The organism is Endozoicomonas montiporae CL-33 (assembly GCF_001583435.1).
In the GTDB taxonomy this organism is placed as follows: Bacteria; Pseudomonadota; Gammaproteobacteria; order Pseudomonadales; family Endozoicomonadaceae; genus Endozoicomonas_A; species Endozoicomonas_A montiporae.
Genome location: NZ_CP013251.1, coordinates 5333215 through 5352553, shown reverse-complemented (window position 1 = coordinate 5352553; position 19339 = coordinate 5333215). Strand labels below are relative to the sequence as shown.

The following is a 19339-nucleotide window of genomic DNA, read 5'->3' as shown; positions in this document are numbered from 1 at the left end:
AGCTACCTGTCCAGTTTATGGGGTCCATCATAGGATGACCATGCCCGGCTCGGACTTCTGGAAAAAGGCACTGATTCTGAATCGTCCGACGTCTTTCAGGTTGTAACCGTAATTACACTCTTTGTTTTTGGCAAACTGCTCAAAGCGTTCTTCTCCCATAAAAGCTCGAATACTCTGATTAGCCTGCTCACTGGTCAGTACGGTACTACCCACATTGTGGATTGATTTGCCGATTTTGAGATTGGGTGGAATGCCAACGGTAAAAAAACATTCAGAGCCTTTTTTATCAGCAAGCAATTGAAGGATTTTATCAATGTTCATAGTAGCCATGGCAGCACAGGAGAATGTTATCTGATGTTGTCGGCTTGGTGGCAGTGAAATAGAGACAGTCCGGGCAATTAACTGCCCGGACTAAAGTGGAATAAGCCTGTTATTTGAAGAAACCTTTCAGGGCATCTTTCAGGGGACCGTCTAATTTTTTCTCGATCTCTTTTTCAATACGGTGCTGTACTTCCTGTTTAGCCAGCCCGGCAATGGTATCGGCCAGTCGTTCGGTATCCAGACCGCATTCCGGCTTGCCCAGTTTGCCCCGACAACGCACAGGCCAGGTCACACCGGCATAGTCTTTGTTGACCTGACAGGCCGGGTCGCTGTCCGGTGCGGTAGCGCCACTGATATTCAAGCCGATATGGTAGTCCATGGTTTGTTGTATCAGGTTAACTTTACCGTCTCCCTTCAGATTCAGGTTCGAAAGGGCAGCGGTCAGGTTATCGTTACTGGCAACCCCATTGCGAATATCAAAACTGCCACTGAGGTTTTTAAACTGTGTGGACTCTCCCCAGTCTTTTTTCTGCAGTTCCTTATTCCGAATTTGAGCAATACCTTCACACACCAGTTTGTCGAAGTTAGCGCCGGTGAAGGCACCGTTACCAATACCAAAACCGACTTTGCCACTAAGGTTTTTAGTCAGAGTACTTTGCAGCAAACCGTGAGTCGCAACGTTGACATCGGCGTTCAGGTTGCCTTCTACGGATGATAAAGCGGGAACCGGTTCGGCCAGTGACTGCAGGTTAATACCTTTAAGCCCTGCTACTGTGGTGACTTTCGGATTTCCCTTCTGGCGTACGTCCAGCCTGGTGTCCAGATCAATGGTGCCTTTATAGAAGGCCGAGTTGATTTTGACTTCCTGACGACCATTGGCAGCACGGAGCTGAACGCTGGGGTTTTCAAACTTCAGCTTGGCGACGATCAGTGAGTTCAGTTTAAGGGAACCTTTAATATCCAGAGGGCGCAAAGCATCTTCCGGAATCAGCGGAACTTCATTTGTGGAGGCTGGAGCCGGTTTCTGGCTGCCTGACGCTTCGCTGGGTTTTGCTGTCTCATCGGTTGGAGGTGGCAGGTAGTTGTCCAGATTCAGGTCGTTGCCAGAGAACTGGAAGGTCATAGCCTGAGTGTCCAGGTCAGCCACTTTGAAGTTGCCATCTATGTGGAAACTGTCCAGATTGAGTTTCAGGGTGTTGGCATCAAAATGTTTGCCGTCGGTTGTGAACTGACTGTTAAACGACAGCTTGTTGAGAGCCTTTGGGTCAGCCATGGGTGGTAATTCGACCTTGATCTGGTTTAGCAGTCTGGCTGGGTTAAATTCAGTGACATCCATTGAGCCATCAATCTGCATGGGCTTTTGTTGATAATTAATATTACCTACCAAATTAACGCTTTCGCCTTGAGCCACATCGGGTTTGGCACTGAGCTTATAGTTCTTCAGGGTGTATTGTCCGTTTTGCAGATCAAAACTGAAGTTGCCACTCAGGCCAGTCTGGAAGGCTAATGCGGGTTCGTTGCTGCTGATACGTGCCAGCAGTTCGAAATCAAAGGGTTCCTGATTACGAATGGCACCGGTTTTCAGACTCGCCTGATCAATGGTGTAGGTTTTTCCAGTGGCAAGATCCTGATACCGGACGACCAGATCATCAGCAATGACATTGGCAATATCGATTTGCAGAGGTTGCTTATTGCCGGATTTGTCTGATGTTGTGGAAGCTTCTGTTGAAGCTACTGTTGAAGCTTCTGCAGAGGTGGCTGTTGCGGAAGGTTTGTGGTTGGTTTCCCAGTTGCCCTTACCGTCTTTGTCCTTGATCAGGTTTAGCTTCAGACCGACCAGAGTGGCTGTCTGCATTTCGACTGTCTGACTCAGCAAAGGTAACAGCTTAACACTGACTTCAGCCTTACCCAGTTCGGCGAAGGGTTTGTCAGTGGCGCCTTTAACGTTGACATCCTGCAATGTTAATCCCAACCATGGGAAAACAGACCAGCCTATTGGTCCATCAATACTGAGAGTCAGTCCTGTGTTGTCGAAGACCAGCTGGCTGATTTTATCCCGGTAATTGTTAGGGTCGATGACTTTTGGAAGGACAAGGGCGGCGATAATGGTTATTAAGGCCAGTCCAGCCACCACAAAGACAAAAAACTTGGTAATGCGGGTCATGGTTTGCCTCGGTCGATGGGTTTTGGGTTGTTATAAAATCGTTATTCTCACAGTTTACTGATCTGGCAGCGTTCGGGACAGGGTTTGCAAAAGCTGAGGTGTTCAGGTTTCCCGGACTCCCAGCTTTTTAAGAGAGGTCAGAGGGCGGGTCCAGGGGTGCAGAACTCTGACGGCATCCTGCATAACAGGTGATTTTATGACCGATAAAGCTTCACCACTGCTGCCGAACTGACCCTGTAGCAGTACATACCAGTCTTTCTGGTTACGGCGGTAATGAACGGTGACGGCACTAGCCAGCTCGGGGAAGCGTTGCTTCATTTTTTCTATGGAATCGGGCTTATTGGCAGCAAACCATTGAATGGTATAGCTACCTTCTGAATCTTTCAGAAGGCTGACTGAAGGGCTGCTTTCAGGTTGTTTGTGGGCGACAGGCAGCCTTTTTGGTTGTGCCGCATGTTGGACAGTTCTGGCAGGCGGGTTTTGCCGAACCGGTTTTCCCAGTGCAACCAGCTGTCGCAGGCTATCGACGGAACGAATTCTGGGGTACAGCCGTGTGGCTATTCGGGCATAAGCCGGTTGTTCGAGTGCACGTTTTGCCAGTGTCGGATTGTCATAGGCGGGGCTGGCAAGAATATACCAGTTTCGACCACGCTTTCGATATTGTATGACCTGGGCATCTTCAAGATAGGCATAACGCTGTCTGGCGCGTTCGAGAGTTTCTTTTCTGCTACTGGCCAGCCACTGAATGGTATAACTCCCGGGCGGGGCATCCAACACTTTTTCTGGCACGCTTTGTTGTCGGGTCATTCGTCCGGAATGCGGATTTGGCGTCTGGTGTTTGTAGCCTTTCGGTGAGTCAGGCTTCTGCATCAGCTGCTGGAATGAGTGGGTGTTGTAATCGAAAGGCTCAGGAGCGGTCACCGAATTATAATCCTGATAGCTATAAGGCTCTTTCCTGCCTTGTTCCATGTTTGGATAGGCTGGCGCAATGCTGGCAAACATGGTTTCTGCAGGCTGGGGCGAACCCACAGGCATGCTGAACTGATCCGCAACCACGGGTTGCTCTTTAACCGGTTGATGAATGTCCGGACGCACAAGGTCCAGTTTCTGAATACTCGCGACAGAGCGGGTCCACGGGTACAGCTCTTTAATCATGCCGGAACGTGGGGCTGCCTTAAGCGCTCGATTGGCGGTATTTCGATCCGTGAAAGGGCCATCCAGAAGAACATACCAGACTTTACCATTTCGACGGTATTGAACAATGGCGGCATCTTGCAGAACCGGATAGTAATTCTGTAGCTCCCTGAGAGGTTTTGCTGTGTGCGCTGCCAGCCATTGCAGTACAAAGCTGCCATGGGGAGCATTCAGCAGACGCTTAAAGCTTTGATGCTCTGTAGTTACAACGTTTACAGGCTGAGCGCGCGTTGAGGGAAGACGTTGCTCTGGTGGCTGCCTGTTGATAGAAGGCTCACGGAATGGTTCGGGCGAAGACTCAGGATAAACCGGTGCCGATGGATAAGGCGTCTGCTGAGGCGTATTACGGAAACTGTCGTCAGGTGAAGAAGGGAAAGCCGGATTGTATTCCTGACGAGGAGGATAAAGGCTGCCGGAGGGTTCGGGCTCAGAATAACCACGAGCCTGTGTTGGCTGATAAGTTCTCTGTCTGGACACTTTTTCAAGGGGCTGATTATATTCGCTGGAAGCATCTCTCCGACACAGCCAGTCATTGTTCACATTCGATTTGCAGTCCCAGGAAGAACTCAGGGCGAGAGGTTTCGGAGGCAATAGAAGTGCGTCTGCCAAAGAAGCAGAGAAAGTAGCAAGCGCAGCCACGACAGAAAGGCTGAGTGGTTTACAGGTAAACAGCACTCGACCGGACATGAGCCAGATCCTTCTGATTCATTACTCTTAACAGAACAGATTTGTATGGTTAATGCAAGAGTTGTGTGTGAATTATTTATAACACACAAGATGTAGTGAATACTTTCAGAAGTACCGCTTCCGAAAAACGAGCCTCACTTTATGAAAGGCCAACACCTCATGGCCGCAATTTAAACAGCTATTATGTCTAAGGTTCTTTAGTGAGGATTTTATCATGAGGGCTCTCAGGAAGGTTCCGGGCGCGACTGTCACTACTATGCTGGTCAGCTTGCTGGTGGCTGGAAGTTTTTTATTTACTCCTGAGACGAAAGCTCTGGATACCGACTGTTTTCCTGTACTGGATGAAAAGCAGCCCCAGTATGTGGTGGTTTACGGGCGAAATATGCACGAAAACATCCGGGAAAAAAATATGAAAAAGAAGTACGACAGTCAGCTTCCTGTATGGGTCAGTGGTTATCAGCGTGGCTGGATGACCCGTATAAAAGAAGAAGGCAAATACACGACAATAGGTGCTGCACCTGAAGCCGGTAAACTGCTGAACGGCATTCTGGTGGAAGCGGGGCCGGGGTTAATTAACAGCTACGACAGAACCGAACATAGAATGTGTCGAACCCGTGTTGATCGTAAAGCGATTTCCTCAATGACGGGGCAGATGATACCGACAAAAGGTGAATTCTGGATCTATATCACTCAAAAAGCCTCCAGACACCAGCCAGCAGGCATGTTTCCAATTCTTATGTCAGAAGTGGATGAGTTTTTAACCGGTTGCATTGAACAGGCAAAGCAGTTCAATCTGACAAATTTTCCCGAGCAGTGTATTGATACCACCGATTTCTGGTCCAGACACTGGACCAATGATCGCGAGCGTCCGTTGACTGGCAGGCTGGTTCAGGTGAAACGTAGCAAAGTGGATGACCTGTTGAGCAAACTGAAGGGCGGTTTGTATGAAAATGTGAGAAGCGAGTGATAATCCGGTCAAGATAGTCTTGGCTACCTGTTTTCGGTGAAGGGGTTAATGCCTATAATGGCCTCTCCTCCGCGAGGAGTCTGTAACAGCTTATTTAAATAAGTCATAGAAAAATAACAACGTTCAGCCCTGCAAAAATACATAAGCAATAAATAACAGGAACCGGAGTTTTTAATGTCAGAGCGCAAAGCCAGTGTAGAGCGCAATACGCTGGAAACCAAGATCAGGGTTGATATCAATCTTGATGGAACCGGCAAAGGTCAGTTTGATACAGGTGTCTCTTTTCTGGAACACATGATGGATCAGATTGCCCGTCATGGCCTGATCGATCTTGATATAAAAGCTGCAGGTGATAACCACATCGACGATCACCACACGGTTGAAGATGTAGGCATTACCCTTGGTCAGGCATTCAGCAAAGCGATAGGTGATAAAAAAGGTATTACCCGCTACGGGCATTCTTATGTGCCGCTGGATGAAGCTTTGTCCAGAGTGGTTATCGATTTTTCCGGTCGTCCCGGTCTTGAGTTCAATGTTGATTTTACCCGGGCCCGCATCGGTCAGTTTGATGTTGATCTGTTCTATGAGTTCTTTCAGGGCTTTGTGAATCACGCCAATGTGACGCTTCACATCGACAACCTTCGTGGCCGTAATGCGCACCACCAGATTGAAACGGTATTCAAAGCATTTGGTCGTGCCCTGCGCATGGCACTGGAATTTGATCCGCGCATGACCGGTCAGATGCCTTCGACCAAGGGCTCGCTGTAAACTATGAAAACAGTGGCTGTCATTGATTATGGAATGGGCAACCTTCATTCCGCCAGTAAGGCTCTGGAGCATGTTGCAGATCGCAACACCCGGGTCGTTGTTACCTGTGATCCTGAAACCATTCTGCAGGCTGATCGCGTTGTCTTGCCCGGCGTAGGTGCCATCAGGGATTGTATGGCTGAAATCAGACGCAGAGGCGTTGATGATGTAGTCAGGCAGGTGGTGGCCTCTGAACGACCATTGTTGGGTATTTGTGTGGGTATGCAGGTCATGCTGAACCACAGTGAAGAAAATGGCGGCGTTGAGTGCCTCGGGTTGATGTCAGGGAATGTGAAGTTCTTTGGGCGCAACTTGAAAGATGCTGCCGGTAATAAACTGAAAGTGCCCCATATGGGTTGGAGCATGGTGGATCAGCATCAGCCCCATGCGTTGTGGCAGGGCATTGAGAAAAATGCCCGGTTTTATTTTGTCCACAGCTATCACGCCCATGCGGTTGATGATGAGGTGGCTGTTGGTCGTTGTGATTATGGTGTTAATTTCGACGTGGCTCTGGCAAAAGGCACTGTTTTTGCTGTGCAGTTTCATCCAGAAAAAAGCGCGGCTAACGGGCTCAGATTGCTGGAAAACTTTTTGCAGTGGTCTCCCTGAAGAAGCGATCGGGCAACACATTGAACGGTGAAACAGACGTTAAGCGATAAGAGTTAAGTAATGGATGAGTGGCCTCCCATGAGGGACCAGGACCCGCCTCCGGGTCGTGATGAAAAAAATATAGCCATGCTCGCGCACCTTTTACCCTTGCTGGGTTTTCTGATTCCGGGCATGAATATCGTGGTGCCGTTGCTGATCTGGCTGACCAAACGCAATGAGTCTGTCTATATTGATCATCATGCCAGAGAAGCCCTCAACTTCCAGATTTCCCTGACGTTGCTCGCTGCAATATGGTTTGCCCTGCAAATGATGCTGGTGGGTTTGTTTTTCCTTCCCCTTGTCCCCGTTGTTGTCATTCTTGCGTTGATACTGATGATTCGCGCTGGTCTTAAAGCCAGTGGCGGGAATTATTACCAATATCCGTTCTGTGTACGGTTTGTGAATTAAAACTGAAGGCTGTGTATGGGTTTAGCAAAAAGAATAATTCCCTGTCTTGATGTTGAAAATGGTCGTGTGGTGAAAGGCGTCCAGTTTGTGGATATCCGGGATGCCGGAGACCCGGTGGAAGTGGCTCGCCGTTACAATGACGAAGGCGCTGATGAAATTACTTTTCTGGACATTACTGCCAGCCATGAAGATCGTGATACTACGGTTCACACGGTTGAACGGATGGCCAGTGAAGTGTTTATTCCCCTGACTGTCGGAGGTGGTATTCGCAAGGTGGAAGATATTCGCACCATGCTGAACGCCGGCGCAGATAAAGTGAGTATTAATACGGCAGCTGTCTTTAATCCTGACTTTGTTCAGGAGGCAGCGGATCGCTTTGGTTCACAGTGTATTGTGGTAGCGATTGATGCCAAAAAAGTCAGCCTTTCCGGCGAAACGGATCGATGGGAAATTTTTACTCACGGTGGTCGTAAGCCAACAGGGCTGGATGCTGTTGAGTGGGCGGTCAATATGGAGCGGTTGGGAGCGGGTGAAATCCTTCTGACCAGTATGGATCAGGACGGTGTAAAGAACGGTTATGATCTGGGGGTTACCCGGGCTATTTCCGAAGCCTTGTCTATTCCGGTGATTGCTTCAGGCGGAGCTGGCAACCTGGATCATCTGGTGGACGGTATTCAGAAAGGAAAGGCCGATGCGGTACTGGCGGCGAGTATTTTTCATTTTGGTGAGTATTCTATCCCCGAAGCCAAGCTTTATATGGCAGATCGTGGTATTGAGATGAGGCTTTAGCAAGCAAAGTCGTTTATAGCTCTCATGGGCATGCCACCTATGAGAGCTATCAGTGACGAGTGCTCTAGGAGGCCGACCGAGAATAGACTGCCCTACTGCGGTGACAGCAAATTGGTCTGAAAAATCGCTTTTGTTCGTCAAATAGCTCGCTATTCTCCTTACAAAACCGCTTTTTCATCCTCAATTTTCTGCCATCCTCGCTACGGGCGCTATTCTCGGTCAGCCTCCTAGCGCAGTTTAAAACCTTTGCTGGCAAGAAAGGCTTTCATATGCGGCCGGGACTCTTTTCCGAGCAGTGCCGACATGTCCTGACTCCATACCCGATCCAGCTTACCTTTGGTGCGCTGGTGGTAATAATCCCGCATGACTTCATCGTATTGCGCTAATAACTGTTCATCCACAGGCTGATACTCTTCTTCCATAAGCACCATATCCACGGGTAGGCGCGGCTTCAGCTCCGGATCTTGATCCGGATAGCCCAGGCACAGACCAAAGACAGGATAAACGTTATCAGGCAGATTGATCAGTTCACTGATCTTTTCAGGATTGTTGCGGATACCGCCAATGTAGCAGATTCCCAAACCTTCAGATTCGGCAGCGACCACAACGTTCTGGGCAAACAAAGCAACATCAATAGTGGCGATCATGAAGTGTTCAGTCATGCCATCTGCCAATTGCTTACCTTCTTTTTCACAACAGACGGCTGAGCGATTGAGGTCAGCGCAGAACACCAGAAACTCGGCAGCGGAGGCTACATAGGGCTGGCCGCCTGCCAGTTCTGCCATGATGGTACGGGTTTGAGGGTTGCGGACGCGGACAACGCTGACTCCCTGAAGGTTGCTGGACGTCGCTGCACTTTGTCCTACAGCAATCAGTTGCCTTAATAATGAGTCTTCAATTGGCTGGTCGGTAAATTTGCGAATTGAACGATGCGACTGCAATAACTCGATAACGGATCGGTTCATTCTTATTCTCTTTCCAATTCCCTGCTCAGGTTGTAAGCCTGTTGGTTAATCTGATTTCTCTGGGCTTCTGCAACATCAGTTATCTGAACAATGTCTTCTGCATGCTCAGAGACACTGAACTCTGCCAGTTCGGTCGGCAACCAGCTTAACTGCTCTTTCAGCATATGCAAACCATCCTGTCCCGGCAGGCTGGCGAGCATTAGTGCGTTTCCGGCGGCACTGTCCACTTCATTGGGTGATTCATCACCGGGAAAGTCTGGAATGTCGTCGCTGACGCACAGCCCGATGCCCATCTGAATTTTAGCGATGGCATTTTCGGCAATGACCCGACTGACCGATTCTATAAGCAAGCTGCAGTTAAGAGCGTCCTGGGCAAAGTTGCGGCTTTCAAGGCTGGAAAAGCGCAGATAAGTATTGCCTTCCGGGGTATAGCTGATTTCGCCATTATAAATGCTGGCCGCCTGCTCTATAGCATCGGTGTGAGTGTGCAGTATGTCCATCATATCCTGATGGGAGATGAGCTGACGCAATCGGGGCAGGTTTTTATTACGTATACAGACGACGACGGACGTTTCATCCTGTTCTTCTTCGGACTCCTGGTCTTCATGCTCTTTGCTGGCCAACTTTTCTGTGAGCTGTTGCTCTACGAAGTGTGTCAGCAGCGTCAGCTCATTACCGGATTTGCCAGTGTTGACCAGTGGCGTTTGCAGCAAACCTCTTAACTGTCGCAGAACCAGCTCAAGCTTAGTGCTCAGCGTTGTGGCATATATTTGCAGGAAGATCAGCGCGGCAACCAGCAGAATAAGACTCACAGCGGTGATCACAACTAAAGCATCGCGAGCATTTTTGGTGAGCAGAGCTTCATCCAGTTGTAGACGGACATAACCGGCAATAACATCCTGGTAGTGGATAGGGGATGAGTAGGTTTGTCCGGAAACGACGGTTGAGTCTTCACTTTCGGAACTGGCGATTTTTCGATTATCAATACTGTAAATGGCTGCTCTGGCAACATAAGGCGTTTGTACCAGTTGATTGAGAAGCACACTAAGACTCAAACGATCGCCGGTGACCAGCATGTCGGTAGCAGCACTGGCTGTTTGCTGGCTTAACAATACGCCTATGGTGTCTGACTGATGCTGGCTGGCAGAGTGCATTTCAGAGCGGATAATCAAGCCACTGGTACCAACCACAGCAATAAAAAACAGGCTGAAAATGCACAGTAGCTGGTTCCGTATCGACAGTGAATACAGTCGATCAGTCATGCGTTTAATGAATACTATCGGCGAGCGCAAAGCCGAATCTCCTGAGAATAAAGACGGATATGCTTCTTATGATGACAGGCTATCAGTAAGAATAAAGTGATGAATTTCAATTTACCGGCCAACGGGCAGGAATTCTGTTGATACACACCGGTCGCTAACTGAAAGACTTGAACTTATCGGGTTGGCGCTGAGTGGGTTACAATAGCGGCCTGAGAATTAAAATAGCCGGATAAAAAGTGAGCGAAATACTGCTGATCAATGTCACAGGGCAGGATAAGCCCGGACTGACATCGTCCATTACATCCATCATGGCTGAGTATGGTCTGGAAATTCTGGATATTGGCCAATCGGTGATTCATGACACATTAACCTGGGGGATTCTGGTTCGCCTGCCTGAGGGAAAGGCATCTGCGCCGGTCATCAAGGAATTGATGTTCCACTTTCATGAGCACAGCCTGCAGTTCAACTATCAGCCTGTTTCTGGTGATGATTATGAACACTGGGTGAGTGAGCAGGGAAAGAAGCGGTATATTCTGACCTTACTGGCCCGGCATTTATCTGCAGAACAGATTGCCAGAGTGTCCAGCATTACCGCAGATCACGGTTTGAACATTGACGACATTCGTCGGCTTTCAGGGCGCCGCTCACTCAAACAGGAAGAGCAGGGCAGCCTGTCCTCCTGCCTTCAGTTTTCTGTTCGGGGTACGTCACCGGATCTGGCAAAGCTACGTTCAGACTTTTTGCATATTTCATCGGAGCTGGATGTGGATGTTGCTTTTCAGGAAGACAATGTCTTTCGTCGCAACCGGCGCCTGGTTGTGTTTGATATGGACTCTACCCTGATTGAAGCAGAAGTGATTGACCTGCTGGCAGAAGCTGCCGGAGCCGGAGAGAAAGTGGCAGAAATTACAGAGCGGGCGATGCGGGGAGAGCTTGATTTCAATGCCAGCTTTCATGAACGTCTGGCTATGCTGAAAGGGCTGGATGAATCGGTGCTGAAGAGTATTGCCGAACAGCTGCCCATGACCGAAGGTGCCGAGAGACTGATGAGCAGTCTGAAAGCTCTGGGTTACCGAACGGCGATATTATCCGGTGGTTTTACTTACTTTGCCCGGTATCTGCAGGAGCAGCTTGGCATCGACTATGTGTATGCCAATGAGCTGGACATTAAAGATGGAAAAGTGACTGGCGAGGTGAAAGGCGAGATTGTAAACGGTGAACGAAAAGCCAGTCTGTTAAAGCATATCGCGGTAAAAGAAGGTGTTGAGTTGGAACAGGTCATTGCTGTCGGCGACGGGGCCAATGATCTGCCAATGCTCAGTGTAGCGGGTCTGGGCATTGCTTTTCGTGCCAAGCCTCTGGTACAGAAGAATGCACGACAGTCAATTTCTACCTTGGGACTGGACAGCATTCTTTATCTGCTGGGCTTTAGTGAAAAAGATCTGGAGTCTCTCAACCGATAGCAACTTCCAACTATTTGAGTATTAAGCATTAAATTCAAAGGTCATTTCACTCATTGGTGAATGTAAGTAATTACCTTGAATATAATGCACCCCCAGGTGCCATAGCTGCGCCAGTGATTTTGAGCTTTCTACCTGGGGCATAATAATTCCGGAGACAAGCGGACTCAGGGGGGTAATGGTTTCAATTAGCTTTTCCTGCCTGTTACGCTCCAGCTGTCGTGCAAATTGCCCGTCCAGTTTTACCATGTCAGGTTTCAGATATTTCAAAGCCTTTAGTGTTTTGTTATCACCTGTGTAACGGGCAATGCACAGTTTGCAGCCCACAGGCTGAAGCTGTTTTTTCATAGCCTGTATCTGCAAAAGGTATTGGTGAGCTTCCTGTTCGGCTATCTGTAATATCAGCGATTCTCCCTTTATGCCGGCTTGTTTGACGAGGCCAGACAGTTGCTCCGAAAAACTGTTATTACAGACAGAAGCTGCGCTGATGTGGATCATTAATCGGGTATCTGCACCAAACTGATGGTTTTCTGCCAGAGCTTGCAATGCATGTTGAAGAACCCAGAGATCGATGTCTCTGGTCAAGCCGCACTCTTCCGCTGTGGTTATAAATTCTGCTGCTGGTATATCCTCACCGTCCGGATTTTTTAGCCGAATCAATACTTCGTAGCTTTCAGCACCGTCTCCCGTCAAGCTAACAATCGGTTGATACATTAGCTTGAAATAATCCTTGGCAAGAGCCTGACGGATGATAGCTTCTTTATCTCCCTTGTTGGCTCGGGCTTTGATGACAGATTGCCTGGAATATCGTGTTGCCCGGTTGCCTCCTTCCTGACGGCTTATGCTGCAGGCTGTTTCAGCCTCTTTAAACCACTGGCTGGCTGACACTTCCTGCCTGTTTATGGAATAGCCAATGCTGACAGAGGTATGAAGGCTTTGCTCACCGGCACTGACCAGGTGGCTGTTGATTGTTTTGCAGAGTTGCTGAAAAGATTCTGAAGAGTTTGCGCTACTGGTTGCTAAAAATACTTCGTCGGCGTAGTGCGCTACCTGACTGTCTGGCAAATGTTTTGCGATGAGCTCGGTCATTTCTTTTTGTACTGCTAATGCTCCGGCTGCATGGAATTCGGCACGAATATCATCATAGTTATCGAGGTGAAGCTTTACCAGTGAATGCCCTTTTGGCTGTTCTGAAAGCCGTTGCAACATATCAGTCTGACTAATGACCTGAGTTTCTCGAGTCTTGCCTGATTGGACCGGGTGTATAATGACCTGAAGGCAGGACTCGTCATCAAAGATGGCATTGGAAAGCACCATGTTCGCTTCAAACGTTTCACCGTTACTGCGTTTCAACCTTCCTTGAAAGGTACTTTGTAAGCTCGTATCCGCTTCAGGCAGCTTGAGTTTTTTTAATGCAATTTTAATGTCGTCTTTTTCCACTTCTGATATCAGGTCAATGAGAAACTCTCCTGCCAGATCGTCGTTATTCGAATACCCAAAAATGTTCAGATACGCTTCATTGGCATGAACGTGGGCTCCTTCGTGAACGTAGGCAATGGCAAGACTGGTATGTTTCAGTAACTGTTCACACCTTTGTTCGGTTTCTTTAAGAGTTTGTTGATGAGTTCTCAATGCGCCTCTGTCAGCCAGTGCTTTGAGTTCACGAATCGCTGCCTGTACGACATGCTCTGGTGAACAGTAGGAGATAGCGTCTTTAGCTCCGAGCTTTAGCCAGTCGTCGGCACTTTTTTTGGCTTGCTCTGGTAGAAGGACAATGACGGGTAGATCTGTGTGATGCCTCGACAAGGTTTGCAGTAATTGCTCAGCGGTCAGCGATGATACGGACTCTTCTGTCAGGCAGAGTGACCAGCTATCCTGTTTGAGTGCCTCTTCAAGTTCTTCAGGTGTCTGAATATTGCATGCTCGCACCGCCATTCCGTGGTTTCGAAATTTTTTTACCCAGTGTTCGGTTTTTTCGGGGCTGTCATGCAAAGTGATCAGGGAAAATGTGCTTATTTCTTGGCTCGGGTGCGGCATTGTTTTTATTCTGGAGCTGTTTTTAGCCAATAATAATGGGCAATGCTTACACAGTTCTAGTTCTTTTGCGGGAAAAATTCCGAGACATCTTTCACAGAAAGCGTCTGCCATTGTGGGCAGCCGGTAAAGCGCCAGTTCTGAATGATATTATTGCGATCGGTTGTAAAAGACTGTCGGCAGGTATTGAGCAGGTAGGCTGAACCCCAGTTAGAGACCCAGCTGTAGATACTTCTTCCATCAGTCAGTTTCAGGCTTGAACTCGGGGCTCCCCAGTTTGCAACGACCTCTTCAATATGATGCCCACGCCATGAGTCCATTACTTTTTCAGTGGTACTGCAGCCAGCACTTATTGCTGCAAACAAAAGACAGGTTAATTTAAACAATAGAGACTGCCTGAACACTCTTTCACCTTACAGCGAACTTTCCAGAAATCGAAACTGATACTGACTATAGCTTGGTGTAGATTCTACGCACTCTTGTAATTGACCTTTTCTGATTTTACCTCCCTCCAGAAGTATAAACTTCATTCCTGCTGTAAAAGGAATTCTCGGGGTGATCAGGGTCGGTTGGTTGTTAAGGGCAGGAATAGCTGGCAGCAGGAAAGCCCTTTGGTAGTGGCTGGCATCACGGGTTTTCTTGAGCGGTGTAATGGCGCAGGGCTTCGTATTAGCGCTTAATAGCTGGGCGCCAAGCATAATGCTATTGTCGTTTATGGCATGAACCCAGCGAGCACTTGCCAGTATCCAGTTTGCCTGTTTTCCTTCCTGTACGGCAATGAGCTCACCGGGAACCAGTGTTAACTCAGTATTGGCTCTTACCTGCAGGCAGTAGCCTCCTGCACTGGTATTCATTATTTTTCCAGAAAAAGAAGGGTAAAGCGGCCCACTGACAGGTGCCGCCTTAAAGTCAAGAGATCCCTTATCTTCAGAAGGCTTGTTGTCCTGCTCAACGTCATGTGCGTCTTCCCAGACATCGCCTTTATCCGGCATAAAACCACTCTTGCCCGCTTTGTGAGAGTCGGAATGTTTTTTGACCAGGTCATCAAACGGCTGCTTGCCCGACAAATAGTAGTGTGAAGCCGTGCTGCCGTAAGCAAACGAACAGTTTTCTGATCCTTCGTGGCGTATATGCTGCCTTTGTATGGGGGCTCCCCAGGCTGAAGCAAGGTGCTGAACCAGCTTTTTAGATAGTGACGTGGGTTTATTTTCCTCAATGGAGCGGGCGATTTTTTTCAGATGAGCACTCAGGATTCGAGTATCCAGCCCTTTCAGTCCAGGGTGCTCATTACTGGTCTCGGTTAATGTTGGGTGTAAACCTTCATCGGACAGTGTATTGACCATAAACCAGCAGTTCTGGTCAGGCTGATCAATAAGCTTACCGTGAGGGGCCCATAAACAGAGAGCTTTATTCACTTGTCGGATTTCTGCCTGATGCAGTTGGTTTGAACGACAGTGGCTAAGCAATAACATCCGCTTGTACTGATCAATAATGGTTAGTTCACGAGCTTTGGCTGTCAGAGCATCATCAATACTGCACTCCAGCAATTCGTGATGTTCGGCAATATAGATTAACTTGTGAGTATCCAGCCAGACCGTTTCGGGCACACTCCGGTAATGTTCCTGTGTTAGCAGCAATAGACTGTGACTTTCTGCAACCGCCCTGTGAAGGGGGGCGGCCATCAGTGCAGTATCTTCGTCTCTTTTGAGATGGATATCGACGACTGCTTTATAACAGGTGAACAGCAATACATGCAGTTGTTGGCACTTTCCCAGCAGGGAGAGCTGTTGCTCGGTGTGAACAATGCCTTCAGTCAGTTCATTGCGATTTATCTGCTGAGAGATGAAATAAATTACGGGCCTGACCAGTTCGACCAGCTTGTACAGCTCTTTTGACGGCATATTGAGTTTTGCAAGCTCTTTGAGGGCAAAACCCAGCTTTTTGGCACAATCGGGCAGGTTGGTTTTCGGCAATGCCTGAAGCCATTGATTTAATGATTGTGCGTCCGCACTACAAAAAGTCAGTGCCTTCAGGTTGCGTTCAGGTACCTGCAGCTGAGTCCCTTCAATCTGCGTGTCCATGACAATGATCCTGATATTTTCGGCCTGAATTCTTTCAGGTATTTATTCATCATAAACAGGCAACAGCCGGTAATGCAATTTTCGTCACCTTTGCTGATAGTAAGGTCAATAAAAGTGGCACTGGCACATTAATAGCCACTGAATCAACGATATCCAGATAGTCGTTGATATTTAAGGTCGTTGCTTTATCAACTCACCGGGATGATCGTCTTGCTGGCTTTTCCGGGGATATCCCGAACCAGCTTTGGGACAAGGTAGCCAGCGCATTCCTCCATCATGCCACGTATCAGAATTTGGGCGCTTTCCTCGGAAATGTCGAAATGGGCAGCGCCCTGCACTTTATCAAGCACATGCAAATAGTAGGGTAATACTCCCGCATCAAAGAGCTTTTCGCTCAGCGTAACCTGAGCATCAACACTATCGTTGATACCTTTTAATAAAACAGCCTGATTCAGAAGGGTTGCTCCAGCCATTTTCAGGCGATTAATAGCGGCTTTTACACTGTCATCAATTTCGTTGGCATGGTTACAGTGCAGTACAACGACGGTTTTTAATCGCGTCGAACGGAGCCAGTGCAACATATCATCAGAGACCCGGTCAGGCAGGACAACCGGCAGGCGGGAATGTATTCGCAGTGTTTTTACATGGGAAATACCAGCCAGATCGGATGTTAGTTGCTGCAGACGGCGGTCGCTGGCTGCCAGTGGATCGCCACCGGATAGAATCACTTCCCGAATAGAACTGTCACTTTTTATATAGTCCAGGGCTCTTTGAAGATGCTGGCCACTTAGCTGGTTATCCTGATACGGAAAATGACGGCGGAAGCAAAATCGACAATTCACAGCACAGGCACCGCTGGTGATCAGCAGTAAACGCCCACGGTACTTATGAATGATGCCTTCAGTCGGGTTTTTATCCTTCTCGCCAAGAGGGTCAAGACCAAAACCTGCGACATCAGTGAGTTCCTGCCCCACGGGCAGAACCTGTCTTAACAATGGATCGTTCGGGTTGCCGTATTCCATACGTGCTATAAATGAACGGGGAATCCGCATGGCGAAGGTCTTGCTGGCATCAAGGGCTGCAGGTAACAGGGTTGGTGCCAGACCCAGAATTTCCAGCAGCGCTTCTGGCCGGGTAACACAGTTCGCTAACTGCATTTGCCAGCTTTCAGAACGAGTCTGTTGGTTGCCGGTATGCACACCGGGTGCGGAACGGGTTATCATAGAGGTTTTTGCATTCACTGGTAGCGACTGATGGCTAGTTATAGTACCAACGAGTTTCGTTCAGGTCTTAAAGTAATGCTCGAAGGTGACCCATGTGTCATGATCGAGAACGAGTTTGTGAAACCCGGTAAAGGTCAGGCCTTTAACCGCGTTAAGTTCCGTAACCTGATGACTAACCGGGTATGGGAACGTACCTTCAAGTCTGGCGAAAGCATCGAAGCGGCTGACGTAATGGACTACGACATGGAGTACCTCTACACCGACGGTGAGTTCTGGCACTTCATGATGACCGATGGTTCTTACGAACAGCACGCTGCCAGTCAGGCTGCAGTGGGTGATACCATCGACTGGCTGAAAGAGCAGGAAGTATACAGTGTAACGCTTTACAATGGCTCACCATTGTCTGTCTCTGCACCTAACTTCGTTGAGCTGGAAGTGGTAGAAACCGACCCTGGTCTGAAAGGTGATACGGCTCAGGGCGGCTCCAAGCCTGCCAAGCTGTCTACCGGTGCAACCGTTAAAGTGCCACTGTTTATTGTTGAAGGTGAAGTGCTGAAGATTGATACCCGTACTGGCGAGTATGTGGGTCGAGTGAAGTAACACTGTGTAGCCCTGCCCTGGGATAGGCTTAATATCAGCGAGCTTATGTCAGGACAGGGGTATTTAAAATAGAATCAACGATTCTGTCTGTTTAGCTGGATAGCGTTTACACCATTCAAATTGCCGTTAAGAGTAACTGATCCGGACAACTGGCTATTCGTATGTGTGAGCTCAATACTCCCAGATAATTGTGCTGGTGATACCATTGCTTTTCTGGATTGAGGGCCAAAATTAACCTTTATTTGGTGTCCTTGGCACAAGACCGGCCTTCCATGTCGATGCTTGCGATGATGACCCTTTTTACCTTTCCCATGACCTCGTCTCATGCCTTTTTTGCCATGAACTCTGCCCTTTGGGGCCACAATGTAATCATTATTACCAATTTTATCTTTGAACAGCATTCTGGTGGATGCGTTTTGTATAAAAATCAGCACAGTATAATTTGAGGCTGAAGGCAGTGAACCGTTTAATTCATAAACTCCGTCTGGAATTGAGCACGCTGGTGCTGGAGTGGGCCTGGCAATGGCTGGCCCAGACATCAAACAGATTGCCAAACCGGCAGATAGTGCTTTAAACAACTTCATATTAACTTCCTTGTTACAATCAATTGCCTTTTCAGTATAGAAATGAACTCTATGAACGATTTCAAAACGGGAGCAGAAAGTTGATGACCGGTGATAACTGGCAACCTTCAGCTTCTTTAATGACGCTGCGCAAGAGAGCAACACTTCTTAAAGGTATCCGACAGTACTTTGACGAACAGGCCGTTCTGGAAGTTGAGACTCCCATGCTCTCTGGAGCCGCGACTGTTGATGTGTTTATTGATAGCTTTCAGGTTCAGTACCAGCCTTTGGGAGAAGGCTTACCAAGAAAGTGTTATCTGCATACTTCACCAGAATTTGCCATGAAGCGGCTATTAGCTGCAGGCAGTGGTAACATTTACTCTTTGGGACGGGTATTTCGTAACGGTGAAGCTGGTGGGCGACACAACCCGGAATTCACGATGCTGGAATATTATCGGGTTGGGATGGATCAACAGGGTCTGATGGATGATATGACAGCGTTATTGGGTTCTGTCTCGTCATTCGTAGAAGTCAGCCGCATCAGTTATGGGAAAGTATTTCAGCAATACCTTGATATAAACCCTCATACTGCAACATTGAGCGACCTGAACAGGCTTGTGCATCAGTATGTAGATGCTCATTTAGATAAACTGGACAGAAACGACTGCCTGGATCTTCTGTTTTCTTCTGTCATCGAGCCTGATCTCGGTAAAGAGTCTTCTGAAACCCTCGCAGGCGTATACGTTTATGACTACCCAGCCAGTATGTCAGCGTTAGCCCGAGTCCACACAAATAAAGAAGGGTATAAGGTAGCTGCCCGGTTTGAGCTCTTTGTAAATGGTGTTGAACTGGCGAATGGTTATCATGAGCTGACTGATGCTACGGAACAGAAAGAGCGCTTTATAAAAGAACAGGAGAAGCGATTGGCTCAGAATTACCCTGTTTACCCTTTCGATCAGAACCTGGTGACGGCTCTTGAACATGGGCTTCCGGATTGTGCAGGGGTTGCGATAGGCATTGATCGACTTTTAATGCTGATGCTTGGGAAAAAAGCGATTGCTGATGTGATTTCATTCGACTTTCATCGAGCCTGATAGGGTGAAGAGTCTTTCCTACTTTATATATAGGAAGGACTCTTCACCTGGACGTGATTAATTCCTAATTAC

Annotated in this window: 18 protein-coding genes; 8 read left to right on the top strand and 10 right to left on the bottom strand. The window is 48.2% G+C overall.

Features of this window, described 5'->3' with window-relative positions; all coding sequences use genetic code 11:
- Nucleotides 1-27: 27 nt before the first annotated feature.
- The 3 genes from EZMO1_RS24745 to EZMO1_RS24735 form a co-directional block, all read right to left on the bottom strand.
- Nucleotides 28-330: a hypothetical protein gene (locus EZMO1_RS24745; protein WP_145912730.1), complete on the bottom strand. Its 303-nt coding sequence runs from the start codon at nt 328-330 to the stop codon at nt 28-30.
- 100 nt (nt 331-430) lie between these two features.
- Nucleotides 431-2485 carry an AsmA family protein gene (locus tag EZMO1_RS24740; RefSeq protein WP_034877667.1) on the bottom strand — a complete coding sequence of 685 codons (2055 nt, stop codon included), beginning with the start codon at nt 2483-2485 and terminating at the stop codon, nt 431-433.
- Nucleotides 2486-2587: 102 nt separating this feature from the next.
- Nucleotides 2588-4366 (bottom strand): SPOR domain-containing protein, encoded by a 1779-nt coding sequence (locus EZMO1_RS24735; RefSeq protein ID WP_034877668.1) that lies wholly within the window; start codon nt 4364-4366, stop codon nt 2588-2590.
- 214 nt (nt 4367-4580) lie between these two features.
- Between EZMO1_RS24735 and EZMO1_RS24730 the strand changes: the two genes are divergently transcribed.
- The 5 genes from EZMO1_RS24730 to hisF all read left to right on the top strand — a co-directional run bounded on the left by EZMO1_RS24730 (nt 4581) and on the right by hisF (nt 7985).
- Nucleotides 4581-5333, top strand: coding sequence for a hypothetical protein (locus EZMO1_RS24730; protein ID WP_145912729.1), 753 nt, complete (start codon nt 4581-4583; stop codon nt 5331-5333).
- Between the two features lie 174 nt (nt 5334-5507).
- The gene (gene hisB / locus EZMO1_RS24725; protein WP_034877669.1) at nt 5508-6101 is read left to right on the top strand and encodes an imidazoleglycerol-phosphate dehydratase HisB; all 594 of its coding nucleotides are present in this window, start codon (nt 5508-5510) and stop codon (nt 6099-6101) included.
- A gap of 3 nt (nt 6102-6104) precedes the next feature.
- Nucleotides 6105-6749, top strand: a complete 645-nt coding sequence (gene hisH / locus EZMO1_RS24720; protein ID WP_034877670.1) for an imidazole glycerol phosphate synthase subunit HisH — start codon at nt 6105-6107, stop codon at nt 6747-6749.
- Nucleotides 6750-6827: 78 nt separating this feature from the next.
- Nucleotides 6828-7196, top strand: coding sequence for a DUF4870 domain-containing protein (locus EZMO1_RS24715; protein ID WP_034878585.1), 369 nt, complete (start codon nt 6828-6830; stop codon nt 7194-7196).
- A gap of 15 nt (nt 7197-7211) precedes the next feature.
- Nucleotides 7212-7985 (top strand): imidazole glycerol phosphate synthase subunit HisF, encoded by a 774-nt coding sequence (hisF, locus tag EZMO1_RS24710; RefSeq protein WP_034877671.1) that lies wholly within the window; start codon nt 7212-7214, stop codon nt 7983-7985.
- A gap of 227 nt (nt 7986-8212) precedes the next feature.
- Here hisF and nfsA read toward each other — a convergent pair whose 3' ends face one another.
- Together nfsA and EZMO1_RS24700 are read right to left on the bottom strand one after the other, a co-directional pair.
- Complete coding sequence (nfsA, locus tag EZMO1_RS24705) at nt 8213-8950, bottom strand: oxygen-insensitive NADPH nitroreductase (protein WP_034877672.1); 738 nt, start codon at nt 8948-8950, stop codon at nt 8213-8215.
- 2 nt (nt 8951-8952) lie between these two features.
- Nucleotides 8953-10242 carry an AhpA/YtjB family protein gene (locus EZMO1_RS24700; RefSeq protein ID WP_034877673.1) on the bottom strand — a complete coding sequence of 430 codons (1290 nt, stop codon included), beginning with the start codon at nt 10240-10242 and terminating at the stop codon, nt 8953-8955.
- A gap of 206 nt (nt 10243-10448) precedes the next feature.
- On the opposite strand from EZMO1_RS24700, the gene serB reads away from it, so the two are divergent.
- The gene (gene serB / locus EZMO1_RS24695) at nt 10449-11675 is read left to right on the top strand and encodes a phosphoserine phosphatase SerB (RefSeq protein WP_034877674.1); all 1227 of its coding nucleotides are present in this window, start codon (nt 10449-10451) and stop codon (nt 11673-11675) included.
- A gap of 21 nt (nt 11676-11696) precedes the next feature.
- On the opposite strand, the gene EZMO1_RS24690 is transcribed toward serB, so the two are convergent.
- From EZMO1_RS24690 to epmB, 4 genes are all read right to left on the bottom strand, one after another.
- On the bottom strand, nt 11697-13607 hold the full coding sequence (locus tag EZMO1_RS24690; RefSeq protein WP_222842167.1) for a bifunctional diguanylate cyclase/phosphodiesterase: 1911 nt from the start codon (nt 13605-13607) through the stop codon (nt 11697-11699).
- 158 nt (nt 13608-13765) lie between these two features.
- Nucleotides 13766-14026: a hypothetical protein gene (locus EZMO1_RS26395; RefSeq protein WP_145912728.1), complete on the bottom strand. Its 261-nt coding sequence runs from the start codon at nt 14024-14026 to the stop codon at nt 13766-13768.
- Between the two features lie 93 nt (nt 14027-14119).
- Nucleotides 14120-15787 (bottom strand): hypothetical protein, encoded by a 1668-nt coding sequence (locus EZMO1_RS24680; protein WP_034877677.1) that lies wholly within the window; start codon nt 15785-15787, stop codon nt 14120-14122.
- Nucleotides 15788-15975: 188 nt separating this feature from the next.
- On the bottom strand, nt 15976-17010 hold the full coding sequence (gene epmB / locus EZMO1_RS24675) for an EF-P beta-lysylation protein EpmB (protein WP_051790217.1): 1035 nt from the start codon (nt 17008-17010) through the stop codon (nt 15976-15978).
- A gap of 30 nt (nt 17011-17040) precedes the next feature.
- On the opposite strand from epmB, the gene efp reads away from it, so the two are divergent.
- On the top strand, nt 17041-17610 hold the full coding sequence (gene efp, locus EZMO1_RS24670) for an elongation factor P (protein ID WP_034877678.1): 570 nt from the start codon (nt 17041-17043) through the stop codon (nt 17608-17610).
- Nucleotides 17611-17684: 74 nt separating this feature from the next.
- Here the strand turns inward: efp and EZMO1_RS24665 are convergent, their stop codons facing one another.
- Nucleotides 17685-18194 carry a hypothetical protein gene (locus EZMO1_RS24665; RefSeq protein WP_034877679.1) on the bottom strand — a complete coding sequence of 170 codons (510 nt, stop codon included), beginning with the start codon at nt 18192-18194 and terminating at the stop codon, nt 17685-17687.
- Between the two features lie 83 nt (nt 18195-18277).
- On the opposite strand from EZMO1_RS24665, the gene epmA reads away from it, so the two are divergent.
- A complete protein-coding gene (epmA, locus tag EZMO1_RS24660; protein WP_034877680.1) occupies nt 18278-19267 on the top strand; it encodes an EF-P lysine aminoacylase EpmA in 990 nt (329 codons plus the stop codon).
- The last annotated feature ends 72 nt before the right edge of the window (nt 19268-19339 follow it).